The sequence below is a fragment of the Fictibacillus sp. EA-CB0309 genome (assembly GCF_055814265.1).
The window spans coordinates 311,175-324,400 of record NZ_CP169271.1 but is presented as its reverse complement, the minus strand read 5'-3'; the positions used below and the strand labels follow the sequence as shown (position 1 = coordinate 324,400).

Genomic DNA, 13,226 nt, shown 5'->3' with positions numbered 1-13,226 from the left:
ATAAGAAAAGAGGCGAATTAATCGGACTTAGACTCCCATTCGAGTTTCCAGCAAAGTTCGTATAGGTGAAGCGGTTTTCTCTTTCTTTATGACCATTGCAGCCGTACCATCTGTAAATGTTTCTTCATTCACAGCAGTAGATGCACTTTTTACGGATAATGGATCCTTAAACAGCGCTTTTTTGTATTTCTCTTTTGTTTCATCATTAATAGCATTCGAGATATAGGCATTGCTTTTAATCTTTAGAGACTTCATCGGAAAGTAAAAACGGTCTTTAATGAGTTTCTCACCTTCACTCGTTTCCTCTGTAAGATCATGAGAAATATACGAAACCAAGTCACCCTTCGCGATTGAATCACTCATGTCCTTAAGTAAAGGTTTCAGTGCACCATCATTTACAGCTTTAATCTTTTGCTTCTTCTTGGGCATATATGAGATTAAGTAGCCTTCAACATCACCTGTAGCGTTTTGATATAAGTAGATCCTATCTACATTTTGTATCTTGCTTGCTATATCTGACTCGAAGGAAAACACTTCTTTATAGAGATCACTAGTCATGCCTACTGGATAGATTACTTCTACATAATCCGTATTTTTTAACAATCTATCATCGCCAGGGTCAAATGTTTGATTGTTTTTTGAACTTGTTTCAAACGTAAAGCTTGTCTCTTTTAGAGCATCATGAAATTTATTTACTAGATTGTTGGCTTCTGCACCGTATAATTCACTTCCATCATGGTAGATGACTTGAGTGGGATGAACAACATCTAAAAAGGAGAGTTGGTCTTGTGTTTTAACGGTTTGTTTTTTTACGGTTCGAGCATCCTCAATCGTAGAATAGCTTGGTTTAAACGTCCATAGACTCCATGTTAATACAAGGCTTAATAAAATTAATAATGTTAATGTGATCGATTTTATCCATTCTCGGTTCTCACGGAAAAACGTCAGAACTCTTCTTGTATGTGTAATCCACTTTAACCAGTTCATTGCTTAGGCCCCTCCTTAACTTTTCTTAAAGGAAGAGTAAAATGTATCGTTGTTCCTTGACCCCATTCACTTTCTGCCCAAATATCTCCGCCATGTGCAAGAACGATCTCTTTTGCGATCGCAAGGCCAAGCCCTGTTCCACCGATGTCTCTGGATCGGGCACGGTCCACCCTGAAGAATCGATCAAAGATCTTAGATACGTTGTTCTTCGGTATCCCAACACCTTGATCCGAGATGCTCACTTTAACTTTGCGGCCAATTACTGCAGCCTTTGCTGTAATGGTTCCACCTTCTGGAGAGTATTTCATCGCGTTTGAGATGATGTTATCAAGCACTTGTGTCATCTTATCCGTATCCATCTGGACTAGAATCCTATTATCTGGCAAAGAGCGTGATAGCTCGATATTTTCTTTCTCCAACATTTCAAAACGATCAATGATACCATTTAAGAAATGAACCAAATCAATTTCAAAGAAGTTAAATCTGTAATCTTTGCTGTCCATTTTTGAAAGCTGCAGTAAGTCTGTAACAAGTCTGATCATACGCTCTGTTTCGTTTTGAGTAACTTCTAGGAAACGCGGCGCAATATTATCGTCTTGCCATGCACCGTCTGCAAGTGCCTCAAGATAGCTTCTCATTGTCGTCAATGGAGTTCGTAACTCATGAGAAACGTTAAATACAAATTCTCTTCGTTCGTTATCAATTTGTTCTTGTTCAGTAACATCATGCAGAACACAAATAAGACCATTGATTGGCCCGTCATCTTTTTGAATCGTTGAAAAGTTAGCACGAACTACGTAATGAAGATCATCTGTACTAAAATCAAGCAGCATGGATTCATACTCGTTATAAAGCTCTTCCCACGAATAATCTGTATTTAGTCGGAGTAATTCCATAAGTGACGTTCCGAGTGCGTTTTGCCTAGAAATATTAAGCATCTCTTCGGCTCGGTCGTTCATAAGAATAATAGCTCCATCACGATCGGTCGCAATCACACCATCTGTCATATACGTTAAGACTGAACGCAGTTTTCTTCGTTCACTTTCCGTGATAGCCGTAGCTTCTTGAAGCTTTGTTGTCAGGTTGTTAAATGTCATGGCGAGCTGTCCGATTTCATCATCACCGTACAGCTGAACTTTTCGAGAAAAATCTCCTCTTGCCATAACAAGGGCTTGCTTTCTCATATCAGCCATCGGACGTGTAATCGTACGTGCCAAAAAGACACCGAGGAGTCCTGTAATGATAAGTGCAATTACTGTCCCGGTTACTAAAATATTATTAATACGCTGAATCTGTTTAAAGATGCTTTCAATGGAAGCTTCTAGATAGATAGCACCAATTGTAGGTCCATCACTGTCCACCTGAATCGGTTTAGCAAGGACCATTACTCGTTCGCCTTCGGGTGTGAGCATGATCTCATCAGCAACTGTGCCTTCAAGAGCAAGTTTTATCTTGGGGTTAAAGCTGATCTGGCCCTTTAGCCGTTGCTTATTACTGGCAAGAACCATACCTTCCTTATTTAAGACTTGAACTTCTCTTTCTTCAAATTCCTCGTCAATTAACGCTTGAATATCTTCTTCAAGCGTTTCAGCTTCCTCTCCATCTTCAGCTTTTCTATCTTTATATCCTTTAACGTCCTTCATCTTCTGCTCAATATTAAACTCTAATAAATTCACGCGATCATACAGTGATTTAGAAAAACTCTGCCGAAGATCAGTCTCTAAATTATTTATAAAATAGACACTGATCACTTGCATGGCTATTAAGATGAGCAAAACATAAATCAATACAAACTTAACGTGTATTGATTTAAAAAAATTGACTTTATCCATGATGATTACTCCTGATCAGGATTTCTTAGGTAATACCCCACTCCGCGTCTAGTAATGATCCATAATGGGTGACTCGGGTTATCTTCTACTTTCTCGCGCAGACGCCGAACCGTAACATCAACCGTTCTTACGTCACCAAAGTAGTCATATCCCCACACGGTTTGAAGCAAGTGCTCACGTGTCATCACCTGCCCGATATGTTTAGCTAAATAGTGCAGCAGTTCAAATTCTCGATGTGTTAACTCTATCGTTTCACCACGCTTTGTCACAATATAAGCATCAGGGTGAATCGTTAGTGAACCGATTGTAATCTCATTGTTCTCATCTACTTCACGCTCTGACTCCTGCTGGTGACGGCGAAGGTTGGCTTTTACACGAGCAATCAGTTCGCGCGTGCTGAAAGGCTTTGTTACATAGTCATCCGCACCTAACTCTAACCCTAGTACTTTATCGATTTCCGAATCTTTTGCTGTCAGCATAATAATCGGCATGTCATACTTTTTGCGGATCTCACGGCATACTTCCATGCCATCTTTTAAAGGAAGCATGATATCAAGCAGAATCATATCTGGCTTCTCTTTTTCTACTTTCTCAAGGGCATTAATACCGTCGTAAGCGCAGCTTACCGTAAATCCTTCTTTTTCGAGATTAAATTGCAGAATATCTGCAATTGGTTTTTCATCATCCACAACGAGAATTTTCTTATCCATGGGAACGCTCCTTCTTCGGAAACTCTATTTTATATATAGCAGAATGTTTTGTAATATCGTTTTAATGGTATCTCTACTATTTTATCACAGTTGAAACTTTCTCCATACTACTAGTAAAACCTTCTAATTTTAGATAAGAAAAACCTCCAGGAAAAAATATTCCTAAGAGGTTTTACAGTGCATTTTGTTACTGTCATCTTTGACAGGTTGATTGTAGTGTAAGATGCGAGACTCCTGCGGGACAGGCGGGCAGGTGAGACACTTAAAAGTGAAACGTACGAATGTGGCTCACCGCCTGCCCCGCGGAAAGCGAGCGTCTGAAACGGAAATCAACCACTTTCAAAAGCAACCAAAATTATGCTTTTACAAATAATCTGCAGGATTTTTTAGTACACCGTTCTCGTATACTTCAAAATGCAAATGAACACCTGTCGATTGGCCTGTTGAACCCATAACACCAATCTTTGATCCCTTTTGTACCACATCTCCTGTTGATACAGAAATGGAATTCAAATGAGCATAAATGGTTTTCATGCCATTGTTATGATTGATGATGATCTTGTTGCCGTAATCTCCATCCCAGCCCGCAAAAGCAACCGTACCGTTGTCTGCAGCCAAGATGGAACGTTCTGAAGGGCGTGCAATGTCCATCCCTTTATGCTGTCTTCCCCAGCGAGACCCTTTATGGCTCGAGATGTATCCACCAACTGCCGGCCATGAAAGAGTGCCTGTCCCTTTAGATGGAATCACTTTCGTACCGATCTTCTGAACCTCAGTAACAGGTGCTTTCACTTGCTCTTGGTTTACGATGTCTTTTTTAAGAACTTTATCGTCTGCTTTTCTAACGGTATAGGTCATGTCTTCTAACCCTTTTTGACCTTCTTGTACCGTTTTCACCTGTCCCTTTTCTAGTGTGCTGTCTTCTTGTTTTTCAACCTGAAAAGGGATTTCGTTCTGTACACGAGTCGCTTCATAGACCATTACTTCGGTGTATGGCTTCTTTTCTGTAACAGTAACCGCTTGCCCCGTACGAATAACAGGAACGAGCAGCAATTCTGTATTTAACGTGTAAAATTGCTCCATCGTTAAGTGATACTTTTCGGTAATCGATTTAACCGTTTCACCTTTTTGAACAATGTGTTCTTTTCTCTTAATTGTCCCCTCTTTTAAAAGGGAGATCGCACCGTCAACAGATACGAGATCCTTTATTGACGTTTGAGCTTTTTGAATGAAAACTGGTGTCGAGAAGTCAATATCGACAACCTTACTTTCTCCAGGACTCAATTCTGGAACTTCAAGCTCTTTATTTTCAGCTTTCTTTTTGTTGATCTCATCAAGCTCTGCTTTTGAAACATGTTCAAGTTGTAGCTTTAAAAGCGTATCTTCCGCTTCTTTTTCACTTGAAACGTAAGCTACTGTTTGCCCACCTACTACCAATCGATAGGCTTCAACGGAAACGGTCAGTTGCTTTCTTAAATTTTCCTTTGCCGCTTCATTGTCAAACTGAGGTCTGAACATTTTTTCCGGCTTTAACTCGATGGATTCATTTATGGTAAAAGCAAAATCACTCTTTCTGCCTTTTGCTTGCTGCAATAACTCTTCGACCGTCTCTTCGACAACACTTTCTTCTCGAACGGTACCAATCTTCTTTCCATCCACATAAACGTTAAAAACGGTCTTGATCAACTGGTTATCATCGTGATGTGCATCTGTGATGGATGGATTCAACGTAATTGTTGAGAGTATCATTAAAACCGCGATAAATAGCGGAATGATTTTCTTTATAAATCTTTCAGTGGTTTTTCGATTTTGCACCTTCTATTTCCCCCTAAAGATCCTCTTCTATATCTCATCTATGTCTATTGTCCTATGACAAACTTCTCCTAAAGCACCTCTAGTATCCTATCACAAGCCATTTCGATTTGTCAGAATTTCACGTATTTTGTAATGCAAATGTAAAAAATCGACATGAAAAACAGCACAAAAAAAGAGTATAGACGACCTCTCCATACTCTTTTTAACATTTATTCTGTTAGTTTAATCCGTTCAATAATGTCCTCTTTTTGTACATAAACCACGAGCAAGCTGATCGGCAGAAGGATCAACGTTTCTTGCCACTGTCTTTCAATGAGCCAGTAGAAGAATGGTGCGAGTGAGAAGGCAAAAAGACCCGCTACCGTTAAACTTCTTTTAATCGCGTAAAACAATAGAAATGCCGCTCCAACGAGTATCGCTGATGGCAGATGAAAAACAATCAGTCCTCCAATAAAGGAAGCTACTCCTTTTCCTCCATGAAACTTCAGGAATATCGGATAAAGATGACCGAGAATCACTGCAAGAAATCCAAGCAGCTGAATATGAGGAGGATATTCAAATTGAATGGCTGCCCATACGACTGCTGCGGCTTTTATAATGTCACCGGCGAGAGTTAGAACGAAGCCCGATGGTCCGAGAACCCTGCCAGCATTTCGAGCACCTATATTACCGCTGCCTAATAATCGTAAGTCAACGCCTTTTAAAAGCTTTGCTACAAGAAACCCTGTCATAATTCCGCCTACAAGGTAACTCGCGATCAAATACAGCCCCCATTGAAATTCCATCTGTATGATCACAACCTTCCTCATCCCAATTGATACAATATATTCTAAATACCGAGGACTTATCCCTCTTAATCAGCATTAAAAGTGCCAAAAGTGAGTATGTAGATGCTGCTAGATGCTGATGTTTCATCTCTTCAGGTTATTTTTATAGCATATGGGCGTAGTTTCGGTGTTGCAAAGGCGTCAGAACTCATACCTAGCGGGGTACTTATGATGATAATTAAGCCTAAACTCCATGTAATTAAGTCTAAATGAGAAAAATTAAGTCTAAATCGACAGCAATTAAGTCTAATTGAATAAATAAAGGCTATTCGATAATTCTCGACAAAGACGATTCCGTTGAATACCCTAAGTCTTATCTAAAAACGACATACATAAATAAAAAAAGCATGCCCCTTTTTCAAGGAACATGCAGCATGATTTTTAGGATTAAAAGTAAAATGGTGGCTCGAGACGGAATCGAACCGCCGACACGAGGATTTTCAGTCCTCTGCTCTACCATCTGAGCTATCGAGCCAAAATAAAAGTGGCGGACCCGACCGGGGTCGAACCGGCGATCTCCTGCGTGACAGGCAGGCATGTTAACCACTACACCACGAGTCCACTTAAAAGCTTTTATTCAAGTTAAAAAGAAATGGTGACCCGTACGGGATTCGAACCCGTGTTACCGCCGTGAAAGGGCGGTGTCTTAACCGCTTGACCAACGGGCCACTTTTTTAAAAAAGTGGTGAGCCATGAAGGACTCGAACCTTCGACCCTCTGATTAAAAGTCAGATGCTCTACCGACTGAGCTAATGGCTCGTGCTAAAATTTCGTCGGACCCCTGTCTCTTCCTCTGCGAGTATAGAAATCAGTTTATCCGTCGAGACAACTCGTAGTTCAATCACGATGTATCGCTCGTGACTGAGCTAATGGCTCGTGCTTGTTTAATACGATGTCGTTTTTTCACGACAAGTGTTACTTTATCACGTTATAGATGCTTTGGCAATATGTTTTCGATATATTTTTCAAAAAACTTTCAAATGCTCAAAAATGCTCACTAAAGCCTTCAAAATCCTCTCAAAAAAGCACGATTTAACCCCAAAAAGAAAGCCCCTCGTTTCCAAGGGGCAACAAAATATTTACGCGAATACGCCTCTTACCATGTTTGTTTGTGCACGGTCTGGCCCAACTGAGAAGATAGAAAGTGGAATACCAGTTACTTGCGAGATACGCTCTACATAATGACGCGCGTTTTCCGGAAGCTCTCCAAGATCCTTCACACCTGTAATATCTTCAGTCCAGCCTGGCATTTCTTCAAATACAGGCTCACATTGAGCAAGCTCTTTAAGGCTCGCTGGAAATTCATAAGTTAGTTCACCTTTGTATTTGTACGCTACACAGATTTTTAATGTTTCAATACCTGTTAAAACGTCGATTGAGTTCAAAGAAAGATCCGTGATTCCTGAAACACGACGAGCATGACGCACAACCACTGCGTCAAACCAACCTACACGACGAGGACGTCCCGTCGTTGTACCGTACTCACGGCCAACTTCACGAATTTGGTTACCGATCTCATCATGAAGCTCAGTTGGGAAAGGACCATCACCAACACGTGTTGTATAGGCTTTTGAAACACCTACAACATGGTTGATCTTAGACGGACCAACACCAGAACCGATTGTTACTCCCCTGCGATTGGGTTTGATGACGTTACGAAAGGATATGTTCCTTGGTCGATATCAAGCATAACACCTTGTGCACCTTCAAAAAGAACGCGACGGCCATCGTCTAGTGCATCGTTCAGAACAACTGATGTATCCACTACATATTTTTTAATTTGTTGACCGTATTCATAATACTCATCTAAGATTTCTTCTTTTGTGAATCCTTCTGATTCGTAGATGCGTTCGAATAAACGATTTTTTTCCGCTAAGTTGCGCTCAAGTTTTTCTTCAAATTCTTCACGATCTAAAAGGTCAGCGATACGAATTCCGATACGAGCTGCTTTATCCATATAAGCAGGTCCGATACCTTTTTTCGTTGTGCCGATCTTGTTCGCTCCCTTGCTTTCTTCCTCTAAGATATCTTGACGAAGGTGATAAGGAAGAATCACGTGCGCACGGTTAGAGATACGAAGGTTGTCCGTACTTACTCCGTGGCTGTGAAGATAAGCAAGTTCTTCAAGAACAGCTTTCGGATCGACAACCATTCCGTTACCGATCACGCAAATTTTATCTTTATAAAAGATTCCAGATGGAATAAGGTGAAGCTTATACTTCTTACCTTCAAAAACGATTGTATGACCAGCGTTGTTACCGCCTTGGTATCTAGCTACTACTTCTGCTTTTTCTGAGAGATAATCGGTAATCTTACCTTTTCCTTCATCTCCCCATTGTGTTCCCACTACTACTACTGATGACATGGTTGCACCTCCATGAAATTAACGATTGACGAATTTATCATCTAATCTTAAAAACCATGCTTAGTTTAGCAATATATTTAAGGAAAGTCAATTAAAAACACGAACATTAAATCACTTATTATTACTTTCGTTCGTAATATATTTACAAATCCATAGTCAAAAGATCAAAAACTCTATCGTATCCTGTAGTATTCACCTTGTTTAGGAGGTATGATTCCTTTGTTTATCGAAAAATTAATGGTTGCTTATATGGATAATAAAGCAAACCACATATATTATTTAGACAGAAACGAACAAGCTATTCTGCTCGATGCGATCGAGCCGGGCGGCCTTCCAAATCTAGAGTTTTTAGACGCGGACGAACCAGAGCGATTCATTGAAATTCCAAAAGTGATGAATGTAGAATCATTTAGCTGGATGGTTGAATTTGAAAATCATCATCAAAACAGTGAGCTATTGCATGCTCTCAATGAAGATGAGCCTTTTGAACGTTTTACCGAAAAAGTTATAAAATTGGACTTGCTCGACGAATGGCAGACCTTTCAAAAAGATAAAGTCAAAAGCAGAATCGAAAATTGGTTAACGGAAAAAAACTTATAGAAATGCAAAAGCAGCCGGAATAATCCAGCTGCTTTTTTTATGCGCCTGGCGGTATGGCACTTTCATCGTGCCGCCGGTCCAGGTTAACGAATTTGTTGTATTCTTTTACGAAAGCAAGCTCTACCGTTCCGGTTGGACCGTTACGCTGTTTCGCAATAATGATTTCTATAATATTCTTCGCTTCCGTTTCTTTATCGTAATAATCATCACGGTATAAGAAGGCTACGATATCGGCATCCTGCTCGATGGAACCTGATTCACGAATATCAGACATCATCGGACGCTTGTCCTGACGGGATTCAACGCCACGGGATAACTGTGATAGGGCGATTACAGGCACTTCAAGCTCACGAGCAAGTGCTTTTAATGAACGGGAGATCTCAGAAACCTCCTGTTGACGATTCTCGCCAGATTTCCCGCTCCCCATAATAAGCTGCAAGTAATCGATCAAGATCATGCCTAGTCCCTTTTCCTGCTTTAGACGACGGCATTTCGCACGGATATCATTAATACGGATACCCGGAGTATCGTCAATGTAAATACCAGCGGCAGACAGACTTCCCATAGCCATCGTAAGCTTCTGCCAGTCTTCAGGCAGCAAAGACCCGGTACGCAGACGTTGAGCATCCAGGTTCCCCTCTGCACAAAGCATACGCATGACGAGCTGTTCTGCTCCCATCTCGAGACTGAATATGGCCACATTCTCGTCTGTCTTCGTTGCGACATTTTGAGCAATGTTCAAGGCAAACGCTGTTTTACCTACAGAAGGACGGGCTGCAACGATGATCAAGTCATTTCGCTGAAACCCTGCAGTCATCCGATCTAGGTCATTAAAGCCCGTTGGAATCCCTGTAATGTCTCCTTTGCGGTTATGAAGAGCTTCGATATTGTCATACGCATGCACCAATACATCTTTAATTGCCGTAAAAGCACTCGTGTTTTTACGGTTAGCTACTTCTAATATCGATTTTTCTGCTTCGTTCAGAATGGCCTCTACTTCTTCTTCACGTGCATAGCTGTTTGCTGTTATATCAGTCGCAGTACGAATCAAACGGCGCAGAAGGGACTTTTCTTCAACAATCTTGCTGTAATACTCGATATTCGCGGCTGTCGGCGAACTATCAGCAAGCTCCGATAAAAAAGACAATCCTCCTACTTCATCGAGCTGGTTTTTATCCTGCAGTTCTGAAGTGACGGTAATCAGATCGACGGGCTCGCCTTTTGCGTTCAGGTCGAGCATCACGCGATAGATTCGTTGGTGAGTCGCTCGGTAAAAATCTTCAGGCAGCAGGATTTCTGAGGCAGTGATAAGAGCTTCGGGCTCTAAAAAGATAGCACCTAGAACAGCCTGCTCCGCTTCAATATTTTGCGGTGGTATGCGGTCAGCAAATAAATCACTCATACTATGTCCTCCTTTCTTTATTTTTTGAATTAATTCTATAGGTATAGAAAAAAGATTGTTGGTTTAAAAAGCATTTTGTTCCTTATCTACTTTGAACAGTTGATCAGAGTGTAAGGTGCGAGACTCCTGCGGGACAGGTGGGCAGGTGAGACACTTAAAAGTGAAACGTCCGAATGTGGCTCACCGCCTGCCCCGCGGAAAGCGAGCATCTGAAACGTAGATCAACCTCTTTCAAAGACCCGCAAAAAAACCGGGGACTCCCGGCTTTTTTATTCTTCCGTTACGTGTACTTTAACTGTAGCCGTTACTTGTGAATGAATTTTGATCGGCACATTCGTGTATCCGAGCGCCTTAATCGGATCAGCTAGCTCGATTTTACGCTTGTCGATCTTAATGCCTTGTTCTTTCAATCCGTCTGCAATCTGTTTGCTCGTTACAGAACCAAACACTCGGCCGCCTTCGCCTGTTTTGGTTTTGATCGTGATTGTCATCTCAGCAAGTTTTGCTTTTAGTGCTTCAGCTTCTTCCAGTTGAGCTTGTTGTTTTTTCTCTTCGCTCTTCTGCTGGCCCTGAAGTGCAGCCATTGCCCCTGAAGTAGCTTCTGAAGCTAAGTTTTTAGGAAATAAGAAGTTGCGCGCATAACCTTCAGAAACGTTCTTTACTTCTCCTTTTTTGCCTTTACCTTTCACATCTTGAAGAAAAATTACTTTCATTCCTCTTCTCCCCTTCAATATACTCATCTATTATCATCTTTAAGTGTTTCTCTGCTTCATCAATCGTGCTGTTTTCAATCTGGCAGGCAGCGTTTGTAAGATGTCCTCCGCCTTCCAATCTTTCCATGATCATCTGCACGTTGATATCCCCAAGTGAACGGGCACTGATGCTTACTTTGCCATCAATACGGTTTGAAATAACAAAGGACGCTTGAATACCGTTCATCGTTAATAAAATATCAGCAGCCTGAGCGATGACTACTTGGTTGTATGCATCCTCAGGAGAACTTTTGGCAATAACGATGCCTTTTCTATAGATCTCAGCGCTCTCAATCAACTTGGAACGCCGTGTATACGTATTTAAGTCTTCTTTTAAAAACTTTTGAACAAGAATCGTGTCCGCTCCATGCGCTCTTAAATAGGACGCAGCATCAAACGTACGAGAACCCGTTCTAAGGGTAAAGCTTTTCGTATCTACGATAATACCAGCAAGAAGCGCTGTTGCTTCAAGCATACGCATCTTCAGTCGCTTCGGCTGGTACTCCAACAGTTCGGTTACGAGTTCAGCAGTTGAAGACGCATATGGCTCCATGTAGACAAGAACAGGGTCTTTAATGAAATCTTCTCCGCGACGGTGATGGTCGATTACGACAACATGGTCGAGCTTCGTTAAAAGCTTTTCTTCAATGACCATTGAAGGCTTATGTGTATCAACTACCACTAAAAGCGTGTCTCGAGATGCGATCTCCAGTGCTTCTTCAGGTGAGATGAAATACTTCCAGATCGATTCTGTCTCTCTTAGTTCATCCATTAATCGCTGAACACCAACATCGATATCGGATTGGTCAAGAACGATATAACCATCTTTTCCATTAACTTGAGCGACTTTTAATATCCCGATAGCAGATCCGATTGAGTCCATGTCTGGGTTCTTGTGTCCCATAATGATCACTTTGTCGCTGTCTGCCACCAATTCACTCAACGCATGCGAAATAACTCGTGCACGTACGCGGGTACGTTTTTCAACAGGATTTGTTTTTCCTCCATAGAAACGTACTTTTCCATTCGTCTGCTTGATCGCAACTTGGTCGCCTCCGCGTCCAAGAGCAAGATCTAGACTCGATTGAGACAGCTGTCCTAGCTCAGGAAGTGACGATGTTCCCGCCGCAACCCCAATACTGAGCGTAAGGGAAATATTCTGCTTAGCTGTTGATTCTCTAACCTCATCTAGTACGCTAAACTTATTTTTCTCCAACTCATAAAGGATGCGCTGGTTAAATACAGCTAAAAACCGCTCCGAAGACGTTCGTTTAAGGAAGATGCCGTGTACGTTCGCCCATTCATTCAACACAGACGTCACTTTTGAGTTGATCGTAGAACGAAACTGGTCATCTAATCCTTGTGTTACTTCTTCATAGTTATCGAGATAGATAATCGCCATGACCGTTTGTTCTTCATCGTACAAACGCTCAAGATCTAACTGCTCGGTTACATCAAAAAAGTAAAGCAGTCTATCTTCTTTTTTAAAGTTCACTTGAAATCTATGTGTATTGATCTTTATAACTTCTTCCTTCGCATCACTCTTGATATAAGGAATCAGTTCTTCTGAAACATGGTTTAGAGAATGGCCGATAAAGGACTCTTCTTCAATTAGGGATCCCATGTATGGATTCGCCCATTCGATCTTAAAATCCTCATCATACAAAATAATCCCGATCGGCATTTCCATCAACGCTTCTTCTCCCACCTTCTTTAAGCGGTGAGAAAGCGTAGAAATATAATCGCCCAGCTCCTCTTGAAAACTAGCTTCGGCTTTCATGGCATAATAAAACAAACCACCTAGCAGCACGAAGCCTGCCATTCCGATCATCCAATGAAAATACGTGATGATGCTTACCAGAACAACAGAAGTTACAAATAAGGCGATGACGGGATAACCATGCCACCGTTTTAGTAAAAACTTTGGCATACTTTC

10 protein-coding genes, 4 tRNA genes and 1 pseudogene are annotated in these 13,226 nt (G+C 41.3%); 2 read left to right on the top strand and 13 right to left on the bottom strand.

Going from position 1 to position 13,226, the window contains the following annotated elements; all coding sequences use genetic code 11:
- Positions 1-27 precede the first annotated feature (27 nt).
- The 3 genes from yycH to yycF are packed head-to-tail and all read right to left on the bottom strand — an operon-like array spanning position 28 to position 3,529.
- Entirely contained in the window at positions 28-987 is a 960-nt protein-coding gene (gene yycH / locus ACEWFH_RS01985; RefSeq protein ID WP_473725894.1) for a two-component system activity regulator YycH, read from the bottom strand.
- Positions 984-2,819, bottom strand: coding sequence for a cell wall metabolism sensor histidine kinase WalK (walK, locus tag ACEWFH_RS01980; RefSeq protein ID WP_473725893.1), 1,836 nt, complete (start codon positions 2,817-2,819; stop codon positions 984-986). The genes yycH and walK overlap by 4 nt, the downstream gene beginning before the upstream one ends.
- A gap of 5 nt (positions 2,820-2,824) precedes the next feature.
- Positions 2,825-3,529 carry a response regulator YycF gene (yycF, locus tag ACEWFH_RS01975; protein WP_066244253.1) on the bottom strand — a complete coding sequence of 235 codons (705 nt, stop codon included), beginning with the start codon at positions 3,527-3,529 and terminating at the stop codon, positions 2,825-2,827.
- 223 nt (positions 3,530-3,752) lie between these two features.
- Here yycF and ACEWFH_RS01970 point away from each other — a divergent pair, with 223 nt between their 5' ends.
- Positions 3,753-3,902, top strand: a complete 150-nt coding sequence (locus ACEWFH_RS01970; protein ID WP_473725892.1) for a hypothetical protein — start codon at positions 3,753-3,755, stop codon at positions 3,900-3,902.
- Here the strand turns inward: ACEWFH_RS01970 and ACEWFH_RS01965 are convergent.
- The 7 genes and pseudogenes from ACEWFH_RS01965 to ACEWFH_RS01935 all read right to left on the bottom strand — a co-directional run bounded on the left by ACEWFH_RS01965 (position 3,893) and on the right by ACEWFH_RS01935 (position 8,536).
- Entirely contained in the window at positions 3,893-5,344 is a 1,452-nt protein-coding gene (locus ACEWFH_RS01965; RefSeq protein WP_473725891.1) for a peptidoglycan DD-metalloendopeptidase family protein, read from the bottom strand. The genes ACEWFH_RS01970 and ACEWFH_RS01965 overlap by 10 nt on opposite strands.
- Positions 5,345-5,553: 209 nt before the next feature.
- Positions 5,554-6,129, bottom strand: a complete 576-nt coding sequence (locus ACEWFH_RS01960; protein WP_473725890.1) for a glycerol-3-phosphate acyltransferase — start codon at positions 6,127-6,129, stop codon at positions 5,554-5,556.
- Between the two features lie 441 nt (positions 6,130-6,570).
- A tRNA-Phe gene (locus ACEWFH_RS01955) sits at positions 6,571-6,646 on the bottom strand.
- A 10-nt stretch (positions 6,647-6,656) separates the two neighbouring features.
- Positions 6,657-6,732: transfer RNA gene (locus ACEWFH_RS01950), tRNA-Asp, on the bottom strand.
- 32 nt (positions 6,733-6,764) lie between these two features.
- Positions 6,765-6,839, bottom strand: a tRNA-Glu gene (locus ACEWFH_RS01945).
- 15 nt (positions 6,840-6,854) lie between these two features.
- Positions 6,855-6,930, bottom strand: a tRNA-Lys gene (locus ACEWFH_RS01940).
- Positions 6,931-7,250: 320 nt separating this feature from the next.
- Positions 7,251-8,536: pseudogene (locus tag ACEWFH_RS01935) on the bottom strand (adenylosuccinate synthase).
- A 219-nt stretch (positions 8,537-8,755) separates the two neighbouring features.
- On the opposite strand from ACEWFH_RS01935, the gene ACEWFH_RS01930 reads away from it, so the two are divergent.
- Positions 8,756-9,136 carry a UPF0158 family protein gene (locus ACEWFH_RS01930; protein WP_473725889.1) on the top strand — a complete coding sequence of 127 codons (381 nt, stop codon included), beginning with the start codon at positions 8,756-8,758 and terminating at the stop codon, positions 9,134-9,136.
- Between the two features lie 37 nt (positions 9,137-9,173).
- Here ACEWFH_RS01930 and dnaB read toward each other — a convergent pair whose 3' ends face one another.
- The 3 genes from dnaB to ACEWFH_RS01915 form a co-directional block, all read right to left on the bottom strand.
- On the bottom strand, positions 9,174-10,538 hold the full coding sequence (dnaB, locus tag ACEWFH_RS01925) for a replicative DNA helicase (protein ID WP_289493847.1): 1,365 nt from the start codon (positions 10,536-10,538) through the stop codon (positions 9,174-9,176).
- 269 nt (positions 10,539-10,807) lie between these two features.
- Entirely contained in the window at positions 10,808-11,251 is a 444-nt protein-coding gene (rplI, locus tag ACEWFH_RS01920) for a 50S ribosomal protein L9 (RefSeq protein ID WP_394605894.1), read from the bottom strand.
- Positions 11,217-13,220: a DHH family phosphoesterase gene (locus ACEWFH_RS01915; protein ID WP_473725888.1), complete on the bottom strand. Its 2,004-nt coding sequence runs from the start codon at positions 13,218-13,220 to the stop codon at positions 11,217-11,219. The genes rplI and ACEWFH_RS01915 overlap by 35 nt, the downstream gene beginning before the upstream one ends.
- Positions 13,221-13,226 lie beyond the last annotated feature (6 nt).